Annotated in this window: 18 protein-coding genes; 6 read left to right on the top strand and 12 right to left on the bottom strand. The window is 58.6% G+C overall.

The window, feature by feature from the left end:
* Window positions 1-284: 284 nt before the first annotated feature.
* The 3 genes from galS to folE form a co-directional block, all read right to left on the bottom strand.
* The gene (galS, locus tag ABLV76_RS19920) at window positions 285-1307 is read right to left on the bottom strand and encodes an HTH-type transcriptional regulator GalS (protein WP_017899327.1); all 1023 of its coding nucleotides are present in this window, start codon (window positions 1305-1307) and stop codon (window positions 285-287) included.
* 155 nt (window positions 1308-1462) lie between these two features.
* Complete coding sequence (yeiB, locus tag ABLV76_RS19915) at window positions 1463-2620, bottom strand: DUF418 domain-containing protein YeiB (protein WP_023318746.1); 1158 nt, start codon at window positions 2618-2620, stop codon at window positions 1463-1465.
* A gap of 15 nt (window positions 2621-2635) precedes the next feature.
* The gene (gene folE / locus ABLV76_RS19910) at window positions 2636-3304 is read right to left on the bottom strand and encodes a GTP cyclohydrolase I FolE (protein WP_004201633.1); all 669 of its coding nucleotides are present in this window, start codon (window positions 3302-3304) and stop codon (window positions 2636-2638) included.
* Window positions 3305-3664: 360 nt separating this feature from the next.
* Between folE and fghA the strand changes: the two genes are divergently transcribed.
* The gene (gene fghA, locus ABLV76_RS19905) at window positions 3665-4498 is read left to right on the top strand and encodes an S-formylglutathione hydrolase (protein ID WP_048295210.1); all 834 of its coding nucleotides are present in this window, start codon (window positions 3665-3667) and stop codon (window positions 4496-4498) included.
* Between the two features lie 70 nt (window positions 4499-4568).
* Here fghA and cirA read toward each other — a convergent pair whose 3' ends face one another.
* The 3 genes from cirA to yieE all read right to left on the bottom strand — a co-directional run bounded on the left by cirA (window position 4569) and on the right by yieE (window position 9360).
* Window positions 4569-6542 (bottom strand): catecholate siderophore receptor CirA, encoded by a 1974-nt coding sequence (cirA, locus tag ABLV76_RS19900; RefSeq protein ID WP_064189968.1) that lies wholly within the window; start codon window positions 6540-6542, stop codon window positions 4569-4571.
* 300 nt (window positions 6543-6842) lie between these two features.
* On the bottom strand, window positions 6843-8312 hold the full coding sequence (locus ABLV76_RS19895) for an amino acid permease (protein ID WP_004201637.1): 1470 nt from the start codon (window positions 8310-8312) through the stop codon (window positions 6843-6845).
* A 181-nt stretch (window positions 8313-8493) separates the two neighbouring features.
* Entirely contained in the window at window positions 8494-9360 is an 867-nt protein-coding gene (gene yieE / locus ABLV76_RS19890; RefSeq protein WP_348878434.1) for a DNA-binding transcriptional regulator YeiE, read from the bottom strand.
* A 265-nt stretch (window positions 9361-9625) separates the two neighbouring features.
* On the opposite strand from yieE, the gene ABLV76_RS19885 reads away from it, so the two are divergent.
* A complete protein-coding gene (locus tag ABLV76_RS19885; protein WP_004201639.1) occupies window positions 9626-10675 on the top strand; it encodes a YeiH family protein in 1050 nt (349 codons plus the stop codon).
* 71 nt (window positions 10676-10746) lie between these two features.
* Entirely contained in the window at window positions 10747-11601 is an 855-nt protein-coding gene (gene nfo, locus ABLV76_RS19880; RefSeq protein ID WP_108433364.1) for a deoxyribonuclease IV, read from the top strand.
* A gap of 53 nt (window positions 11602-11654) precedes the next feature.
* Here nfo and fruA read toward each other — a convergent pair whose 3' ends face one another.
* Genes fruA through fruB form a run of 3 tightly spaced genes read right to left on the bottom strand, consistent with a single transcriptional unit; the run spans window position 11655 to window position 15435 of the window.
* Window positions 11655-13349, bottom strand: coding sequence for a PTS fructose transporter subunit IIBC (gene fruA / locus ABLV76_RS19875; protein WP_004201641.1), 1695 nt, complete (start codon window positions 13347-13349; stop codon window positions 11655-11657).
* 16 nt (window positions 13350-13365) lie between these two features.
* Window positions 13366-14304 carry a 1-phosphofructokinase gene (gene fruK / locus ABLV76_RS19870; RefSeq protein WP_002912941.1) on the bottom strand — a complete coding sequence of 313 codons (939 nt, stop codon included), beginning with the start codon at window positions 14302-14304 and terminating at the stop codon, window positions 13366-13368.
* A complete protein-coding gene (gene fruB / locus ABLV76_RS19865; RefSeq protein ID WP_004201642.1) occupies window positions 14305-15435 on the bottom strand; it encodes a fused PTS fructose transporter subunit IIA/HPr protein in 1131 nt (376 codons plus the stop codon).
* A gap of 336 nt (window positions 15436-15771) precedes the next feature.
* Between fruB and setB the strand changes: the two genes are divergently transcribed.
* On the top strand, window positions 15772-16953 hold the full coding sequence (setB, locus tag ABLV76_RS19860; protein ID WP_348878433.1) for a sugar efflux transporter SetB: 1182 nt from the start codon (window positions 15772-15774) through the stop codon (window positions 16951-16953).
* A gap of 34 nt (window positions 16954-16987) precedes the next feature.
* Here setB and ABLV76_RS19855 read toward each other — a convergent pair whose 3' ends face one another.
* Both ABLV76_RS19855 and ABLV76_RS19850 read right to left on the bottom strand, forming a co-directional pair.
* Window positions 16988-18124, bottom strand: a complete 1137-nt coding sequence (locus ABLV76_RS19855; RefSeq protein WP_004201644.1) for an HlyD family secretion protein — start codon at window positions 18122-18124, stop codon at window positions 16988-16990.
* Window position 18125: 1 nt separating this feature from the next.
* Entirely contained in the window at window positions 18126-18470 is a 345-nt protein-coding gene (locus tag ABLV76_RS19850; protein WP_017899321.1) for a DUF3302 domain-containing protein, read from the bottom strand.
* 213 nt (window positions 18471-18683) lie between these two features.
* Between ABLV76_RS19850 and ABLV76_RS19845 the strand changes: the two genes are divergently transcribed.
* Window positions 18684-19616 (top strand): LysR family transcriptional regulator, encoded by a 933-nt coding sequence (locus ABLV76_RS19845; RefSeq protein ID WP_017899320.1) that lies wholly within the window; start codon window positions 18684-18686, stop codon window positions 19614-19616.
* A gap of 2 nt (window positions 19617-19618) precedes the next feature.
* On the opposite strand, the gene ABLV76_RS19840 is transcribed toward ABLV76_RS19845, so the two are convergent.
* Window positions 19619-19873 (bottom strand): YkgJ family cysteine cluster protein, encoded by a 255-nt coding sequence (locus ABLV76_RS19840; RefSeq protein WP_004201647.1) that lies wholly within the window; start codon window positions 19871-19873, stop codon window positions 19619-19621.
* 147 nt (window positions 19874-20020) lie between these two features.
* Here ABLV76_RS19840 and yeiP point away from each other — a divergent pair, with 147 nt between their 5' ends.
* Window positions 20021-20593: an elongation factor P-like protein YeiP gene (gene yeiP / locus ABLV76_RS19835; protein ID WP_002912951.1), complete on the top strand. Its 573-nt coding sequence runs from the start codon at window positions 20021-20023 to the stop codon at window positions 20591-20593.
* Window positions 20594-20659: the final 66 nt, after the last annotated feature.

Genomic DNA, 20659 nt, shown 5'->3' with positions numbered 1-20659 from the left:
TTTTATTATGCAGGGTCATTTTTGTGAAAAGTGCGGGCGGGACTTGTTGCATTAGTGTTACCGCACAACGCATTTCACGACGAAAATTCGGTCTTCCGTGTCGGGTAACGCTCCAGGAAAATACGACTCTAATACTCGTTTAACGCCTTGTTCCTAATAGTAAAAGTGAGGATTTCCCATCACCTTGTGGTTCAGACTGGTAAACGCTGCCATCATAATCAGGCGAATGTTAATATACTGTGAATTTACTCACAAATTGAAAGCGGTTACATCCCGCTGCCGCTTCAGTTAGTGATCGGCCCCACAGTTTGCCGCTGGGCAACGGAGTGACGGCGCACCAGGGTCGGCATAAAGCAGTGCGTCGCCTCGCGATCCAGCTTGCCGGCCGCCCCCAGCAGCGCCAGCTCGGTGGCCAGCTTCGCCATCGACATCACCGGATAGCGCACGGTGGTCAGTTGAGGATCGGTGTAACGGGAAATAGGAATATCATCAAAGCCAATCAGCGATAGATGCTGCGGCACGACAATGCCGTTATCCTTTAGCGTTGTCAGCGCGCCGGCCGCCATGCTGTCGTTATAGGCGAACACGGCGGTGAGGCCGAGATTCCGCCCCAGCAGTTCGACCATCGCCGCTTCGCCGCCCTGCATGTCCGGGGAGCCGGACCCGACCCAGCTGTCCGGGGCGATGATGCCCTGCTCCTGCAGCGCTTTGCTCCACCCTTCCCGGCGCATATCGTCGTCTTCAATGCCGTGATTTGAGGAGAGATAGCCGATGCGCTGGTGGCCGTGATTGAGCAGCATGCGGGTAGCCATTAGCGCGCCGCTGACGTTGTCGAGACCCACGCAGCGATGGGCAAAGCCCGGCACGATGCGGTTGATCAGCACCATCCCCGGGATATGTTGCATAAAGTCGCTCAGTTCAGCATCGCTGAGCGCTTTCGAATGGACGATCAGCGCCGAGCAGCGCTGGCGGATCAGCACCTCGATGGCGTGGCGCTCTTTTTCCGCCTCGTGATAGCTGTTGCCGATCAGCACATACTTCTGATGCTGCTGGGCGACGGTATCCACCGCTTTCACCAGCGCGCCGAAGAAGGCATCGGAGACGTCCATCACCACCACGCCGATGGTATCGCTGACCTGGGTGGCCAGCGCCTGGGCATTGGCGTTTGGCCGGTAGCCCAGCTGGGTCACCGCTTTCATCACGACGTCGCGCGTATCCGGACTCACCAGCGCGCTGTTGTTCAGCACCCGCGACACGGTGGCCACGGATACGCCCGCCTGGCGGGCGACATCACGAATGGTGATCATACTCAGCGACCTTAAGAGAATTACAGCACGTCACATTCACCTCCTGTGCTCAGCAAGGAGGCTATTCTGGCAGCGACCCGCGGTCCGCTACGTGAGTGAGGTCACACGGCTGGAAACGTTTACATCCGTTTTGTTAATGATTGTGATCGAGATCGTTATCTGGATGTGTCTTTCAATGATGTCCCTGACGCACGCAGGGTTAACTGACGCCACAGCCATTCCACCGGCCCCTGGCGGAAGCGGCGCAGCCAGAGTGATGAGACAAGGAGGTTAACGGCCCAGATGGGGGGAACAAAGGCCAGCAGCTGCAGACGATCGAAGCGCATAAACAGCCCGAGATGATAAAACAGGGTGGTGCAGATCAGGGTCTGCAGCAAATAGTTGGTCAGCGCCATGCGTCCAACGCAGGCGATAGCCCCCACCAGGCGGAAACGGCAGAGCTGCGGCCAGTAGCCCCAGGCCAGCGAGGCATAGCCGATAGCCTGCAGCGGGGCGCTAAGTTCACGCGGCGCCTGCAGTAAAAACGCGCACCAGCGATAGTCCCAGGCCAGATACCACTGGGCGACGATGGCCGGCACATTCACCGCCATCCCGGCCGCCACCAGCAGCACGCCGGTGCGCCGATAGTGACGCTGGCTGAACTGCCCTTTCAGCCAGCCGCTGCGCATCAGCGCCGCGCCTATCAGCATCATCCCCGCCAGCTGCCAGCCATACTGCGCGCCGAGCGCCAGCAGATTGTCCGACAGCATATCCGCCCGGTTGCTGACCGCCTCCATGCCGCCGTGCAGCTTCCAGTACTGCTCATACTGCAGATTGGCCGCGTCCGGGACCCAGGAGCGATTGGCTGCGGGTCCGGAGATCATCCCCAGCAGGACCAGCACCGCAATGCCGGTGAGGTAGAGCACCACCCCGGTGTTGAACAGCGATTTGACATGCTGCGCCTCGCGCACCATGCGCCAGCTCACCAGCCCCACCAGGGCGTAGGCCAGCAGAATGTCGCCATCCCAGAAGAAAAGACCGTGAATGAAACCAAGCAGCGCCAGCAGGGTCAGGCGCGACTGGATCCAGCGTTTTCCGCGGGGGAGCAGAAGCTGCAGACCGGCGCCAAACAGCAGCGCGAACAGGGTGAGAAATTTCACCTGCGCCAGCAGGTCGAGAAGCGCCCAGGTCCAGGTATCGCTGAGGGTCGCGCTTCCTGACCAGGCCGGATTGAGGTAAGCGGCCTTCGGCAAGCCGAAGGCGCTGATATTGAGAAGCAGGATACCGAGGATGGCGACGCCGCGGACAAAGTCCAGCGTGACATTTCTCTCCATGTACCCTGCTCCGTTTTAGCTGTGGTGACGTACTGCGCGCAGGAATTCCTGGCGGGTATTCTGGCTGGATTTGAACAGGCCACCGAGGGAGGTGGTGGTAGTGGCGCTGGTCGCATCGCGGATGCCGCGCGCTTTCACGCAGTAATGCACCGCGTCAATGGATACCGCCACGTTGCTGGTGCCGAGCAGCGTCTGCAGCGCGATCAGGATCTGCTGCGTCAGACGCTCCTGGACCTGCGGACGCTGGGCGAAAAACTGCACGATACGGTTGATTTTCGACAGGCCGATCACCGAATCTTTCGGGATATAGGCTACCGTCGCTTTACCATCGATGGTGACGAAATGGTGTTCACAGGTGCTGGTCAGGGTGATATCGCGTACAGTGACCATTTCATCGACCTTCATTTTGTTTTCAATGACGGTGATTTTCGGGAAGCGAGAATAATCCAGTCCGGAGAAGATCTCATCGACATACATTTTGGCGATGCGATGCGGGGTCTCCATCAGACTGTCATCACTCAGATCCAGATTCAGCAGTTGCATAATCTCGGTCATATGACCGGTAATCAAACGCTTGCGTGTTTCGTTATCAATTTCTTGTACTGGCGCACGCATCGGCGTCTCCAGCCCACGAGCGACCAGCGCTTCATGAACGAGGACGGCTTCTTTACTCAGTGATGACATTTGGGTTTCTCCTGCAGGTGTGGCGCTCTTTGCTTTTTCTGGGGGCAAAGTTTGTATTCATTGTGCGTGAGGCGGCGCACAGAATCCAGTAGCCGTAACGATAATTATTGAAATTGGCGCTGCCTTTTATTAAGGCGCGAAGTCTCGCCTCAAGCGCGGCGCCAAATCCCTACCGCCGAATCCGGAATGATCCAACCGCTGTACGCATCCATAAGCGCCATCGCTACACCGGCATGTTGGCTATAAGTTGCATTAATGATGCAGTAAGTTCTCAAAAGGAGAAAGTGAAAGTTGCTCACCGGCTAATGAAATATCTGTATTATGAACGTTTACGCGCACACCCCTTCCGAGGAGCCTTGCATGGAACTGCTTGAAGAGCATCGCTGTTTTGACGGCCGGCAACAACGCTGGCGTCATCACTCCCCTGTCCTGAACTGCGCCATGACGTTCAGCATTTTTTTACCGCCTGAGCGCGAAACGCCGCCGCCGGTGCTGTACTGGCTGTCCGGGCTGACCTGTAACGATGAAAACTTTACCACCAAGGCGGGCGCGCAGCGCATTGCCGCCGAGCTGGGCATCGCGCTGGTGATGCCGGATACCAGCCCGCGTGGTGATGAGGTGGCCAACGACGACAGTTACGATCTGGGGCAAGGCGCCGGCTTCTACCTGAACGCCACCCAGGCGCCCTGGGCGGCGCACTACCGAATGTACGATTACCTGCGCGACGAACTGCCCGCGATTATCCGCAGCGAGTTTAGCATCGGCGACCGCTGCGCCATCAGCGGCCACTCGATGGGCGGTCACGGCGCGCTTATCATGGCGCTCAACAATCCCGGCCGCTACGTCAGCGTCTCCGCCTTCGCGCCGATCGTCAATCCCTCCCAGATGCCGTGGGGTAAGAAAGCGTTTACCGCCTATCTCGGCGCCGATGAATCGACATGGCACGCCTGGGACAGCTGCGCCCTGATGCAGGCCAGCCAGCCGGCGGACGCTGTGCCGACGCTTATCGATCAGGGCGACAGCGATCCATTCCTTGCCGGACAGTTGCAGCCGGCGGTACTGGCGGAGGTCGCGCGGCAGAAGGCCTGGCCGTTAACGCTGCGCATCCAGCCCGGTTACGACCACAGCTACTACTTCATTGCCTCGTTTATTGAAGACCATCTGCGCTTCCATGCGCAGCATCTCTTTGGCTAAACGCAAATGCGCCGCGAAGCTGCTTCGCGGCGCATGTTCAGGCCTACAGGACGCGTTTTAGCGCCGGCAATCAGAAGCGATAATCCACCGCCATAAAGTAGCGACGGCCCTCTTCGGTATAGCTGTAGTCGTCCCGGCTGAGATCTTTATCGCCCACGTTCTGCACCCCGGAGCGCAGTTTCACATTCTTGGTGACCTGCCACGCCGCGCCGACGTCAAACAGGGTATAGCCGCCCGGCGTTTTGCCGGTGGCGCTCACCGCGCGCTGCTGGCCAGTATAGTTGGCCGTCACGTAGAAGGACCAGTCATCCAGCGGTTTCCAGTCGAGCGTGCCGTTGGCGGTATGGAACGGCAGCGTCTGCAGCGGTTTGTCGCCGCCGTTGCTCAGATCGCGACCATCGTTGTAGGTGTAGTTCACCGTCAGCTTCCACTCATCGCCAAACGGGATCTTCACCTCGGTCTCCACCCCTTTGATGCGCGCTTTGTTGACGTTGAAATAGCGGAAGATCGGCACGCGCTTGCCGTTGACGGTTTTCCAGCCGACAAAGTTCGGGTAGCCCGGCGCTTCGCTGGCGCTGGAGGTGCGCAGAACATCGATCATGTCGTCGACATTATTCTGGAAGGTGGTGATGCTGCCTTCGACATTTTCAAGCCAGCCCTCTTCCCCGCGGTAGTAGAGACCGAGCTCGAAGCTTTCGCTGGTTTCCGGTTTTAGATCCGGGTTACCAACGATGCTGCACGAGCCGCGGCAGGAGTTGGTGGTCCAGTCGGGATTAAGCTGCAGCAAGGACGGGGCTTTAAACGCCGTCGCCCAGCCGCCTTTGACGGTGACGGTATCGGTGGCGTTATACACCAGATAGGCGCGCGGGCTCCAGTGATCGCCATAGGTCTGATGGTCGTCCATACGAATGCCGGTGGTCAGCGCCAGCGGCTCGATGATGCGCCATTCGTCTTCAATAAACAGGGCGTACTGGCTGGCCGACGTTGACTGACCGCCGCTGCTCAGGTTGACCGGATCTTTCAGCTTGTCGTGGCGCCATTCGCCGCCGAAGGTCACCAGCTGGTTAATCATGTCCAGCGGCAGAACGTACTTGCCGTCGATGGCATTGCTTTCCGAAGTGATGGTCCCGTTCTGCCCCGGATTTTTGTTATCCACCTTTTCGCCGTAGAACTTGAGCTCGCTGTTGCCCATATCCCAGCGGCCGTTATGGCTCAGGGAGTAGTTCTCACGCTCAAGGCGGTTGCGGTCAAGGGAATCGGAGTCGCGATCCTGGCGGTCAAAGCCATAGCCCGCGGTGAAATCGTGGCTGTCGTTCGGCGTCCAGGCGAATTCAACATTGCCATCGCGGCTGGTGAAGCCCTCGATGCGCGGCGTTTCGCCGGTGGCATTGCTGGAGGACTGCGGATCGTCCTTGGCGCGTTTCGCCAGGCTGCCGTAGGCCTTCATCCCGAGCACGCCGTCGATCAGCGGGCCGCTGGTGAAGAACTGGCCGTTCCAGGTATCCCCGCGTTCGCGGTGCTCCTGGATGGTGGTATCAGCGCTCAGCGTCCCGGTCCATTTCTGGCCGATTTTTTTGGTAATAATGTTGACCACGCCGCCGAGCGCATCGGAGCCGTACAGGGAAGACATCGGGCCGCGCACCACTTCGATACGTTCGATGGCATCCACCGGGATCCAGTTAAGGTCGAAGTCGTTGTGGCGGAAGACGGCGTTCCGCGAGTTGACGCGCTTGCCGTCAACCAGGATCAGGGTATAGCTGCTGCTCAGACCGCGGATGCTGACGCCTTTGCGGTTATCCCCTTCGTTGGTGAGCTGGACCCCGGGCACATCGCGCAGTACGTCTTTCAGGTTCTGGACCGGCTTGCGCTGCAAATCCTGCTGAGTGATGACGCTGATGCTCGCCGGCGCGTCTTTGACGCTCTGTTCAGTCGCCGAGGCGGTCACCACCAGCGTTTCTTCATTCACGTCGGCCAGGGCCGGAAACGCCAACGATACGACGGACGCAGACAATCCCGCCCGGATAAAAGGGTTTAACCTGAACATTCCAAATCTCCATGAGGTGTACAACCAAACAAACAAAAAAGGTGCTGCTCACACGCGCTGGCGGCCTGCCGCTCTGTCGGCGGTAGACTCGCTGTTTTCTTGTCGATGTGGCTGGTCGCCCGATGTCAGTCTGTACACATGGCAGAGACGGGGGAGTGGCTTCATCCGTAATGGTCGGAAATGATAAAGATAATGATTTCTATTATCAATATAATTATGAAGAATTGTGTCAGGCTGTAACTGCGCGGACATAAAAAAAGCCCTCTGTATCAGAGGGCTTATGCTGTATCACCGCCGGGATTAACGCTTAAAGCGGTCCGGGAAGGTCATATCGCTGTAACGAACGAAGCGGGTGCCTTTCGCCAGTTTGTAGCCAAACCAAATGACGAGGAACAGCGGAATACCGATGTAGGTCGCCGCCACACCGCCCCAGTCAATGGTGTCCTTGAGGAACGCTTCATAGTTCTGTCCCAGGGTGATGATGAGGCACAGCACGAAGGCGAAGATCGGCCCCAGCGGGAAGAACCCGGAACGATACGGCAGGTTATTGAGATCGTTACCCTGCAGGACGTAGCCGCGACGGAAACGGTAGTGGCTGATGGCAATCCCCAGCCAGGCGATAAAGCCCGTCATCCCGGAGGTGTTCAGCAGCCACAGGTACACCGTCTGGTTACCGAACATCGAAGTCAGGAAGCACAGCGCCGCGATAACGGTGGTCGCGTACAGGGCGTTGCGCGGCACGCCGCCACGCGACAGCTTCGAGAAGATGCGCGGCGCTTTGCCGTCGCAGGCCAGGGTATACAGCATACGCGTAGAGGCGTACATCCCCGAGTTACCCGCCGACAGAACGGCCGTCAGGATAACGGCGTTCATGATCGCCGCCGCCGACAGCAGACCGGCGTGCTGGAAGACCAGCGTGAACGGGCTGACGGAGATATCTTTAACGTCGTTGCGCAGCAGGCTCGGATCGGTATATGGAATGATCAGGCTGATAATCAGGATCGCGAAGACGTAAAACAGCAGGATACGCCAGAAGACCTGGCGCACCGCGCGCGGAATGTTCTTCTCCGGGTTCTCAGACTCACCGGCGGCAATACCGATAAGCTCGGTGCCCTGGAAGGAGAAGCCGACAATCATCGCCACGCCGATCATCGCCGAGAAGCCGCCGGCAAACGGCGCATCCGCGATCCCCCAGTTGCTCCAGCCGGCAGGCTGCGCCCCTTTGAAGATGCCGACAATCATCATCACGCCGACGATGATAAAGATAATGACGGTGGCCACTTTGATCAGCGAGAACCAGTATTCCGCCTCGCCAAAGCCGCGCACCGAGATCCAGTTCAGCAGGAACATAATGCCGAGGAACAAGGCGCTCCAAATCCAGCCCGGGGTGTCAGGGAACCAGTAGCTCATCACCAGCTGCGAGGCCACCAGATCAACGGCGATCGTTACCGCCCAGTTGTACCAGTAGTTCCAGCCCAGCGCGAAGCCAAAGCCCTCTTCAACATAATTCTGCCCGTAGGTGGCGAAGGAACCGGACACCGGCATAAACGCCGCCAGTTCGCCCAGGCTGGTCATCAGGAAATAGACCATCAGACCGATCAGAATATAAGACAGCAGCGCCCCGCCGGGACCTGCTTGCGAAATCGTTGCGCCAGAGGCAACAAAAAGACCCGTACCGATGGAACCGCCGATGGCGATCATGGTCAAGTGGCGCGCCTTCAGTTCACGACGTAGCGTGGGCGCTTCTGTGGTTTTAGTTTCCGAAACCATGTGATAATGCTATCCATCCAAAAAATGAGGCGCGATTGTAGCAGACGATCGGGGTTCCATCCGGTACAAATGCAAAGTTATAAGAGAGCTTCATGATCGACCGCAAATTATTAGTAAAGCACTAACCTGCGGAATTGCCAGCAAATTCCCCCCACCATTATCAGGCGATAAAGCCGGATCGCTACACCTGGCAATACTGCAGAAAACATTGTAATGCTTTAGAAATATGCTTCTGCCGGTGGTGGATCCGCCATAGCGTGCGCGTCAGCCGGGGCAGCGGCACTTTCAGCTCCGCCAGCGTGCCGGAGGCCAGCTGTTCGGCAATCACCCGCCGCGATAAGCAGCTGATCCCCAGCCCATGGCGTACCGCGTGTTTGATCGCCTCCGAGTTGCCGAGCTCCATCCCCAGATGAAACGCCGGCAGATGCGACAGCAGAACGTAATCGACAATCTCCCGGGTGCCGGATCCATGCTCGCGCAGGATCCACGGCGCCTCGGCCAGTTGCTGCAGGGTCACCTCCCCCGCCAGCAGCGGCGAGTCAGGCGCGGCAAACACCACCAGCTCATCTTCCAGCCACGGCTCGGCAATAATATCAGCGGCATGACACGGCCCCTCGATCAGACCGAAATCCACCCGTAGGTCGGCAACGGCGTTGATCACGTCCAGGCTGTTGCCCACGCTCAGCTCAACCGGCAGATCCGGGAAGTCATGGCGATAGCGGGCGATGATCTCCGGCATAATATAGTTGCCGATGGTGCTGCTGGCGTAGACCCGAATCGCCCCGTTGTCGCCGCGAAACAGCTGCTCGATCTCCAGGGCCCGCTCCAGCAGCGCCAGGGCGCGCGGATAGAGCAACCGTCCATGCTCATTGACCACCAGCCGCTTGCCGACGCGGTCGAACAGCTGTACGCCGAGCTGCCCTTCCAGATCGGTCAGCGCGGCGCTGACCGCAGATTGCGAAAGCGCCAGCATCTGTGACGCCTGAGTGGTCGACCCACTCTTGTGGACTTCGGCGAACACTTCCAGCTGCCGCAGCGTAATATGCATAACCCACCCGTTGAGTAATCCAGTCTGAATAACCTTTCTTACTATGGTGACACAAATCGAGGCGGCTGATGGAAGGAAAATCCCCTTACGTCACAAAATCATCGTCTTGCTGACAAGAACAGCTCGCCTCCGCGCCTCACTCCCCTGCCCCATTGTCACCGGCGAAGCGGTCATTAACCACTTATTACGATTGATTATAAACATATAATCAATTTTATATTTAATCCCGCGCGGCGTAACCTTTAGGCAGACAAAGGAGAAGGTTATGACAGCACTCACTTTACCCACCAAACATCGTTCCCTGTGGCATTTTGTCCCAGGCCTGGCGCTGACCGCCGCCCTGACCGGCGCCGCCCTGTGGGCCGGTAGCTTTCCGGCCATTGCCGGGGCGGGCTTCAGCGCCCTGACCCTCGCTATCCTGTTCGGGATGGTCGTCGGTAACACGGTCTATCCGAAAATCTGGCAACCCTGCGACGGCGGGGTGATCTTCGCCAAACAGCATCTGCTGCGCCTGGGGATCATCCTCTACGGCTTCCGCCTGACGTTCGCCCAGATTGCCGACGTCGGCGTGAGCGGTATTTTGATTGACGTTCTGACGCTCTCCAGCACCTTTTTCATCGCCTGCTTCCTGGGCCAGAAAGTGTTTGGGCTCGATAAGCACACCAGCTGGCTGATCGGCGCCGGCAGCAGCATCTGCGGCGCTGCAGCTGTGCTCGCCAGCGAGCCGGTGGTCAAAGCCGAAGCCAGTAAAGTGACCGTCGCCGTCGCCACGGTGGTGATCTTCGGTACCATCGCCATCTTCCTCTACCCGGCGATGTACCCGCTGCTGGCGCACTGGTTTACCCCGGAGACCTACGGGATCTATATGGGTTCCACCATGCATGAAGTGGCGCAGGTCGTCGCCGCCGGCCATGCGGTCAGCCCGGATGCGGAGAATGCCGCGGTTATCGCTAAAATGCTGCGCGTGATGATGCTGGCCCCGTTCCTGCTGTTCCTGGCGGCGCGTGTTAAACAGCTGACCCCGGCGGGTAACGGCGAGAAAAGCAAAATCACCATTCCGTGGTTTGCCATTATGTTCATCCTGGTGGCAGTGTTTAACTCCTTCCATCTGCTGCCGAAAGCGGTCGTGGATATGCTGGTGACGCTGGATACCGTCCTGCTGGCGATGGCCATGGCCGCTCTTGGGGTGACCACTCACGTCAGCGCGCTGAAAAAAGCCGGGGCGAAACCGCTGCTGATGGCGCTGATGCTGTTCGTCTGGTTGATTGTCGGCGGCGGGGCCATTAACGTCGCGATTCACAGCCTGATGGCATAAAGCACTACATCTTTCTCCAGTTAAGCCGCTATCATTACCCACCCCCCAGCGGCTTTAACTGGAGTTTTTTTATGAAATACGTAGGAGCGCACGTGAGCGCCTCAGGTGGACTGGCCAATGCCGCCATTCGCGCCGCCGAAATCGAAGCAACCGCCTTCGCCCTCTTCACCAAAAACCAGCGCCAGTGGCGCGCCGCGCCGCTCAGCGACGAGACCATCGCCGAATTCAAAGCCGCCTGTGAAAAGTATCACTTTGGCCCCGGGCAGATCCTGCCGCACGACAGCTACCTGATTAACCTCGGCCATCCGGTGGAAGAAGCGCTGGAAAAATCCCGTGATGCCTTCATCGATGAGATGACCCGCTGCCAGCAGCTGGGGCTGACGCTGCTCAACTTCCACCCCGGCAGCCATCTGCAGCAGATCCCGGAGGAGGAGTGCCTGGCGCGCATCGCCGAATCGATCAATATCGCGCTGGCCAAGACCGAAGGCGTCACCGCCGTGATCGAAAACACCGCCGGCCAGGGCAGCAACCTCGGCTTTAAGTTCGATCATCTCGCGGCCATCATCGATGGCGTGGAAGATAAAACCCGCGTCGGCGTCTGCATCGATACCTGCCACGCCTTCGCCGCCGGCTACGACCTGCGCAGCGCCGAAGCCTGCGAGAAGACCTTTGCCGACTTCGAGCGTATCGTCGGCTTTCAGTATCTGCGCGGCATGCACCTCAACGATGCCAAGAGCGCCTTTGGCAGCCGGGTTGACCGTCACCATAGTCTGGGGGAAGGCAACATCGGCCACGACTGCTTCAGCTGGATCATGCAGGACAGCCGCTTCGACGGTATTCCGCTGATTCTGGAAACCATCAACCCGGATATCTGGGCGGAAGAGATAGCCTGGCTGCGGGCGCAGCAGATCGCCGAAGTGGCGTAAACAGAGACATAAAAAAAGGGCCGAACTGTCGGCCCTTTTTTATTGCGGAGAGATTATGCCGCTTTTTCGACTTCCGCTACCTGCGCTTCCGGGCGTTTCAGCACCGCGTAGGACAGGCCCGCCACCAGCGTCCCGGCGACAATCGCCAGCAGGTAGCCCAGCACTGGCGTAATCGCCCCCGGGATCAGCAGAACAAACAGCCCGCCGTGCGGCGCCATCAGTTTTGCGCCAATTGCCATCGAGATAGCGCCGGTTACCGCTCCGCCGACGATACAGCAAGGCAGCACGCGCATCGGGTCACGTGCGGCAAAAGGAATCGCCCCTTCAGAGATAAAGCACAGGCCGAGAACCAGCGCGGCTTTGCCCCCTTCCCGCTGCCCTTTGTCGAACTTATTGCGGGCAACCAGCGTCGCGACACCCATCGCCAGCGGAGGCACCATACCGGCCGCCATGATCGCCGCCATCGGCGCGTAAGTCTGGGTACTCAGCAGGCCAACGCCGAAGGCATAGGCCGCTTTGTTCACCGGGCCGCCCATGTCGGTACACATCATCGCGCCGAGGATCGCGCCCAGCAGAACCGCGTTGGCGGTGCCCATGGTTTGCAGCCAGTGGGTCAGCCAGGCGAGGATACCGGCGACCGGTTTACCGATCAGGTAGATCATCGCCAGGCCCACGATCAGGCTGGAAACCAGCGGAATGATCAGGATTGGCTTCAGCGCTTCCATACTCTGCGGCAGTTTCAGCTTAGTGCTGATGGCTTTCGCCACGTAACCGGCAAGGAAACCGGCGATGATCCCGCCGATAAAGCCGGAGCCGCCGCTGACCGCCAGCATACCGCCGATAAGACCCGGGGTCAGACCCGGACGGTCGGCAATAGAGAAGGCGATAAAGCCCGCCAGCACCGGCACCATCAGCGCGAAGGCCGAGCCGCCGCCGATTTGCATCAGCGCCGCCGCCAGGGTGTCTTTTACTTCAAACGCTTTGATCCCGAAGGCAAAGGAGAGCGCGATACACAGGCCGCCCGCCACCACCATCGGCAGCATGTAGGAGACGCCGGTCAGCAGGTGGCGGTAGGCGCCCGCCGACTCTTTTTTACCTTCGCCAGCAGCCTGAGGTTTCCCGGAAGGCTGGTACGGTTTGGCTTCCACCACCGCTTTGTCCAGCTCCTGGGCGGTTTTCTTCAGCGCCAGACCGGTGGTAGTGCGATACATCGGCTTGCCGGCGAATTTCGCCAGGTCGACTTCGATATCAGCGGCGACGATCACCAGATCCGCCTCGGCCACCTCTTCCGGGGTGATAGCATTGCCCGCGCCGACGGAGCCGCGAGTTTCCACTTTCACCCACCATCCGCGTTTTTTCGCTTCGGTTTCAATGGCTTCAGCGGCCATAAAGGTATGGGCAACGCCGGTCGGACAGGCGGTGACCGCGACAATACGTTTCGGTCCGCTGGTGGCCGCCGGGACTGCCGCGGCGGCAGGCGCCGCGTACGGCGTCGCATGGCCCTTGGCTTCGCTCAGGAACAGCTCCGGGTGCGCCACGGCGCGATTAATATCGCCGAGGAAAACCTGTTTGCCGTTCAGCGCGCTGTCAGTGGGCAGCGCCGACCCTAGAACAATCACCAGTTCGGCGTCGTTGGGGTTATCAATCAGTTCAAGGTGCGCTTTTGGCGCGGCGGCGCCCAGCAGGGTTTTCGCCATATAGGCGCGCGCCTGTCCGAGTCCGGCATCAATAATCAGCAGCGTTTTCATTATGCCTCTCCTGCTGTCAATTAAAGGGTTGTAAGTCGACGCGCGCCATCATCGCGGCCAACTGGGTACGGTCGGTGATCCCTACATTGCTCTGGCTGACGGCCAGGGCAGCGACAGCGGTCGCCAGGCGCAGGGTATGTTCGCTGGATTCACGCATCAGCAGGCCGTAAATCAGGCCGCCGACCATCGAATCGCCGGCGCCAACGGTGCTGACCACTTCGACTGAAGGCGGTTTGGCAATCCACTCGCCGGAGGCGTTCACCCACAGCGCGCCCTCTTCGCCCAGGGAAATCACTACGTGAGCGATCCCCTGCTCGCGCAGCGCATGGGCGGCGTCGATAACGTCTTTCATCTCCGGCAGCTTACGGCCAGCCCAGATTTCCAGCTCGCGACGGTTCGGTTTCACCAGCCACGGCGCCGCTTTCAGTCCGGCAACCAGCGCTTCGCGGCTGCTGTCGAAAATGATGCACGGGCACTGGCTGCGCAAACGGGTCATCCAGTCGGTAAAGGCCTCCGGGCTGACGCCGGACGGCAGACTGCCGCTGACGCAGACCATATCGAACTGCCCGAGCCAGCTCAGGGAGTCGTTGACGAAGCGTTCCCAGTCGCCCGGGGTCACTTCGAAGCCGGAGAAGTTGAAATCGGTCACTTCGCCATCTTTTTCCGTCAGCTTAACGTTGATGCGGGTCCGGCCCTGCACCACCTGGAAACGGTTGGCGATCCCCAGCTCGCTGAACAGCTGCTGAAAGCCATCCTGGTTGTCTTTCCCCAGGAAGCCGCCGACGGTGACGTCAATGCCAAGATCTTTCAGCACTTTCGCCACGTTGATGCCTTTCCCGGCGGCGTGCAGGCCGGTGGTACGCACCAGGTTCACTTCACCGCGCTCGATCTCCGGGGTGAAGCCCACCAGATCGTACGCCGGGTTTAAAGTAATGGTTGCTACACGTCTGCTCATTTATGCGCCCTCCCCAAGGCCTGCGGCGATCGCTTCGCCAATCGCATCCAGCGCTTGTTGCGCATCTTCACCCTGCGCGGTAAAGCGCAGACGGTGACCTTTTTTCACACCCAGCGCCACGACCTTCATCAGGCTACGACCGTTGGCCGGCTTGCCGGAACCGTCGAGGTTAGTGACGGTGACGTCGCTGGAAAATTGTTTAATGGTGTTGACCAGCATGGTGCCCGGACGGGCATGCAGGCCATGCTCATTGCGCACCACAAATTCGGCGCTCAGCACATCTTCGGCAATCGCGTCGTCGCTGGTCAGCAGCGCCAGCACGGTGGCGGCGTCGGCTTTCAGCAGATGGTCAGCTTTCTTGTCCAGCAGCAGCTTGCTAAGGCGGTTCAGCACCGCGGTTGGCTGCTCGTCGGTCATCGCCACCGTGACCAGCAGGGAAACCGGCTGATCGTCGCGGGTGAAGGCGGTGGCGGCGCGGCTGACCGCCACGGCGCTGCGCAGATTGCCTTCAGCGCTGTCGTTCAGCCAGATGCCCTGACCGAGGTTCAGCGGCGTATCGTTAATGACGTGGCTAACGAAGGCGGAATCCACCGCGCCTGCTTCTTTCAGACGCGCGGCGTTCAGCGCCTGCAGGGTCAGCAGATCGCTGGCCGCGACGTCGAGACTGAGGGTCTCGTTATCCAGCTTCAGCGCTTCGCTCTGTTTCTCTCCCATCAGCAGCGCACGCAGCTCTTCCGCGGTGGTGGCGGACTGCAGCTGGGCGGCGACGGCGTCATCGCTCAGCACGTGGGTCAGCTGACGCAGCAGGCCGAGGTGTTCATCTGAGCTGGCGGCAATCCCGATCGCCACATAGGCGGTCTGCCCTTCGCCCCAGGTGACGCCCTGCGGGAACTGAAACACCTGAACGCCGGTCTTCAGCACCTGATCACGCGTATCCGTCGTGCCGTGCGGGATCGCGATCCCGTTGCCGAGGAAGGTCGAGGTCTGCTGCTCGCGGGCCAGCATGCCGTTCACGTAGCCATCGGCCACGTTGCCGGCGCTGACCAGCGCGGCGGCGACCTGCCGGATGGCCTCTTCTTTATTACCGGCCTGCTGGCCGGGATGAATATCCTGCACAGATAACTGGAACATGGTTCTCCTCTCCTGCTGAATTGAATCGTTTCAGCTAACTTGAGAAAAAAGGCGCCATCTGACGGTGAACGATATGTCGAATGACGCTGAAACGTTTCAAGAATTTTGTACCTTTCTTGCTCAATGCGCAAGGTACGTCAGCGACTTGATTGCAGAACTTAGAGGTACTGCACACTTTTGCTGAAGCCCTGGCGCCTGGCTGGGGTAAGCGTCAGCTTTTTGCTGAACCTTGTATTTTGAAACGCCTTTTTAATTATTCGTGCCATACTACTGTTTATTTTCAGCCAGCAGGCGTAAACTCCGCGCCGTCTCCTGAAACTACAGAAAACCAAACACATGGAAAACCGAAGCGCCGCCCTTCCCCGACGCGGGTTCGATGTCACCTCTTCCGCCTTCCTTATCGTCGCCTTTCTGACGGGCATTGCCGGGGCGTTGCAGACGCCGACCCTGAGCCTGTTTCTGACCAATGAAGTACACGTCCGCCCGGCGATGGTGGGTTTCTTTTTTACCGGCAGCGCCGTCATAGGCATTCTGGTCAGCCAGTTCCTCGCCGGACGTTCTGACCGTCAGGGCGACCGCAAGCAGCTGATTGTCGTCTGCTGCCTGCTGGGAGTGCTGGCCTGCGTGCTGTTTGCCTGGAACCGGAACTACTTCATTTTGCTGTTCGTCGGCGTCTTCCTCAGCAGCTTTGGTTCGACCGCCAACCCACAGATGTTCGCCCTCGCGCGCGAGCATGCCGACAAAACCGGCCGCGAAGCGGTAATGTTCAGCTCCATTTTGCGCGCCCAGGTTTCCCTGGCATGGGTGATTGGTCCCCCGCTGGCCTATGCGCTGGCCATGGGGTTTGGCTTTACCGCGATGTACCTCAGCGCCGCGGCGGCGTTTATCGTCTGCGGGATAATGGTCTGGCTGTTCTTGCCCAGCATGCGCAAAGCGAAGGCGGTGGCGACCGGCCGGCTGGAAGCCCCGCGCACGCACCGCCGCGATGCGCTGTTGCTGTTCAGCATCTGCACGCTGATGTGGGGCACGAACAGCCTGTACATCATTAATATGCCGCTGTTTATCATTAACGAGCTGCATCTGCCGGAGAAGCAGGCCGGCCTGATGATGGGTACCGCCGCCGGGCTGGAAATCCCCACCATGCTGATTGCCGGTTACTATGCCCGGCGCTTCGGTAAACGCTTTCTGATGCGCCTCTCCGCGGTGGCTGGGGTGCTGTTTTATGTGGGCATGCTGACGGTGCATACGCCGGGGCTGCTGTTGGCTATGCAGGTGCTGAACTCCATCTATATTGGGATCCTCGCCGGGATTGGCATGCTTTATTTCCAGGATTTGATGCCCGGGCAGGCAGGCGCTGCCACCACCCTCTACACCAATACCACCCGCGTCGGTTGGATCATCGCCGGCTCACTGGCGGGCGTGGTGGCAGAGATCTGGAGCTATCATGCGGTGTTCTGGATTGCGCTGGTCATGGGGATCGCCACGCAGGCCTGCCTGTGGCGGATCAGGGACGTCTAGATAAGGTTGCCCGGCCGGAGCCGGGCAATGGGGATTAATGATCCAGATAGAGATAATGCAGCCAGCTGGTCATGCGCAGCAGCACTTTGCGCATAATCGACACATGGGCAAAATAATCGGTATACACCGCCGCCTGGGCGCTGACCCCGTCCGGTAAATGTTCCACTTCCGGATGGGGATCGAGGTCGATCAGCACGTAAATGCCCTCTTTCCCTGCCCCGGCGTTCAGTCCTTGCAGCGCGCCGCTGGCCTGGTAGCTGCCGTCCGGGACGGTCGGCAACACCCGCGATACCTTACCGCTGTAGACGCTGCCCGGCAGACCGTTAAACACCACCTCCGCGCTATCCCCGGCCGTCAGACGCAGGACCGAATTCTGGCGGAATACCGCCACCACCTGGCGCTTTTGCTGGGGAATAAACACCAGCACCGGCTTGAAGGGCAGACGCACCGCGGTCATCCCCGGCCGCGCCAGAAGCTGGGTGACGTAGCCGTCGCTCGGCGCGCGAATCACGGTTTGCGCCAGATTATACTCCGCTTCAAGGATCTGCGATTTCAGGCTGGCAATATTGGCATCCAGCCCGTGGTAGCGTCCGGATACCTGCTCTCGGGCGTTTTGTAATTGCGCTTTCGCCGCCTGCAGTACCGCCGACTGGATCTGCACCTGCTGCCTGGCATGGGTCACATCCTGTTCCGAAAAAGGATTCACCGGCATGGCCGCTCCTTGGGCATAGCGCTGGTAGTCGCGGGTGACCCGGTCGTACTCCGCCTGCGCCTGCTGTACTCTGGCGCTGGCATCGTCAATGGTTGCCTGCTTCGCCCGCAGCGTGGCCTCCTCGGCCGCCAGATCGGCTTTCAGCTTGTTCAGCCGTGCGCGGTAGCGGGTATCGTCGATGCGAAACAGCAGTTCGCCCTTCTTCATTAACACATTGGTTTTACTGGTCACCTCCACCACCTCGCCTGATACCTGCGGCACCATCGGAATGGAGACGACAATTTTTTGCGCTCGCATCGTATAGGGGTGGTTATAGTTCATCGTTAATATTAGCGCACCGACGATCACTATTCCGCCTAATATAGCGGTGGGGATCGTCCATTTATTTACTGGAATGCGAAATATTTTAAACACGCCCCAGGCAATGGCGACATAGCAAAGGATAATTAACAGATCCATATTATTTCTCGCTATTCTCCACCGACGCCTGCTGGCTGTTTTTTAATGCCGCTTCAAGTAACGCAATGCGTTTCTCCAGCTCCGCTCGCTGCTGATGTCCTTCGGTCTGTGAGGCCATCCCCCAGCCACGATCAGGCCGGTACAACGTGGCCCAGATCCACAGAAAAGGCCAGATAGCATGCAGGGTAAACAGGCTTATCCAGCCTGCTACATGAATCGCGTCCTGATGGGGATGCTGGCGTTTTTGCGCGATGTGATAGGGAATATCGTGGATAATAATAACTCCATAAAACAATATGAGAAATACCAGTATTAATACAAACAAAGCAAAATAATTAAGCAGCATGGTGCATATACACTCAGTAAGCCAGCGGGAAGATCGTTATTTTTAATCACGTCGAGAACCACAAAAGAAGCAATAAAACGCACAGATTTCCTTAAATAAACGACTGTTCAACGCAAAGGCCATCATACGTTCAGCGGATCAATAAATCACATGGCAATTCAGCCAAACTGATATATCATTTTTGATATACCATTAATATCAGGCAGCGATAAGATGTTGAAAGACTTTAAAATGGACGAGCTGAGGATCCTCTGCGCCATCGCCGAAACCGCCAGCGTAAGCCGGGCAGCCCAGCGCCTGAATATGCCCCAGTCTAACGTCTCACGGACGCTGACCAGCGTGGAGCGGAAAGTCGGTCTGGCTATTTTTCTGCGCACCGCCAGGGAACTGGTGCGTACCGAGTTCGGCGAGCAGTTTATTCACGCCAGCAGCGCCGTTCTTGCGCAGCATGAGCAGCTTATCAACCTCGCCGACCGTTATAAGAACACACTGCAGGGCGTTGTCACCCTTGGAGCGCCCATCGGCATCCACCAGTTTCTCGGGCGCTATATTCTGCCAGCGCTAAGAAAAACGCTGCCGGAGCTGCAGATCAATCTGGTCACCCGCAACGCCAGCGAGCGGGAACAGAAATACGGCGCCATTTTCAATAGCGACTGCGATCTGCTGATAAGCCCCTTTAAGCCACAGAATGAAAACCTCATCGCCCGCCCGTTTACCCGCTTTCGTACCGGCGTCTTCGCCTCCCCGGATTACCTCGCGCAACACCCTATCGCCGAACCGGAGGCGCTGGTGGATCATGAGTGCATCACCCTGCGTATGCTGGGCGGCAGCGACAATATCTGGACCTTCAAAAGCAAAAACGGCAAACCGCTTAATCTCACGGTAAAGGGGGGATTCGTGTGCGATAACACGCTGCCGGCGGTGGAGCTGGCGAAGCTGGGGATGGGGATCGTTTATGCGCCCTACTATTCACTCGCCACCGAGCTGGCGGCAGGACAGTTGGTTCCCTGTCTGAAAAAGGAGCGCTGTATCGATCTGCAGGCCTGGCTTATCTACCAGCGACGGGACATTCTTCCGCTGCGCGTCCAGGCGCTGCTGGACGGCCTCAGCGTCCATATCAAAAACCTGTCTCATTTGCTGCTTTAAGCTCAGGGCGCGGTGGCCAGCTCAAGCGCCAGCAGCCAGGTAATGGCTTCATCACGATGAGTCAAGCACATCTCCGGCGAGGGCTGCAGGCTGGCGCACACCTTCGGGCGCAGTGGGGAACCGAAAATGAGGCACAGATTGTGCTCGGAGAGCTGAATACAGCGAGTGTTGGCCGGCTTGCCCTGCGGCATGCCGGGGATCGGCGATGATATAGAGGGGGCGATGCAACATGCGCCACAATCAGTACGACATTCCACAACCCAGCTCCCGAACGCTCATTTTGCGCCACAGCCTAAACGTTTTGCCAGAAGATAGCAAAACTCGCGAATTCCACTTGCCTGAACGCCCGGGCGCGAGTAGTTTTACGCGATATTTTTGACTCGTTAAGTGACAGGATTACTGCAATGCCAAGAGCGAATGAAATTAAAAAAGGTATGGTGCTGAATTACAACGGCAAGCTGCTGATTGTGAAAAATATCGATATTCAGTCACCCAGCGCCCGCGGTGCTGCGACACTGTATAAAATGCGCTTCTCCGATGTGCGTACCGGCCTGAAAGTAGAAGAGCGCTTCAAAGGCGACGATATCGTCGATACCGTGACCCTGACCCGCCGTTTCGTTGACTTCTCTTATGTCGATGGCAACGAATACGTGTTCATGGATAAAGAAGACTACACCCCTTACACCTTCACAAAAGAGCAGATCGAAGAAGAGCTGCAGTTTATTCCGGAAGGCGGCATGCCGGATATGCAGGTGCTGACCTGGGATGGGCAGCTGCTGGCGCTTGAGCTGCCGCAGACCGTGGACCTGGAAATTATCGAAACCGCGCCGGGGATTAAAGGGGCATCCGCCAGCTCCCGCACCAAGCCCGCCACCATGAGCACTGGCCTGGTGATTCAGGTGCCGGAATACCTGACCACCGGTGAGAAAATCCGCATTCATATCGAAGAGTGCCGCTATATGGGCCGCGCGGATTAATCTTCCGTGACGAGTTGACATAAAAAAGGACAGCCGCTGGCTGTCCTTTTTATTATCCCCATTGCC

The sequence above is a fragment of the Klebsiella sp. GB_Kp047 genome, assembly GCF_040065235.1.
GTDB classification, from domain to species: Bacteria; Pseudomonadota; Gammaproteobacteria; order Enterobacterales; family Enterobacteriaceae; genus Klebsiella; species Klebsiella quasipneumoniae.
Note: the sequence above shows the minus strand (reverse complement) of the source record. Positions and strands in the feature narration are given on the sequence as shown.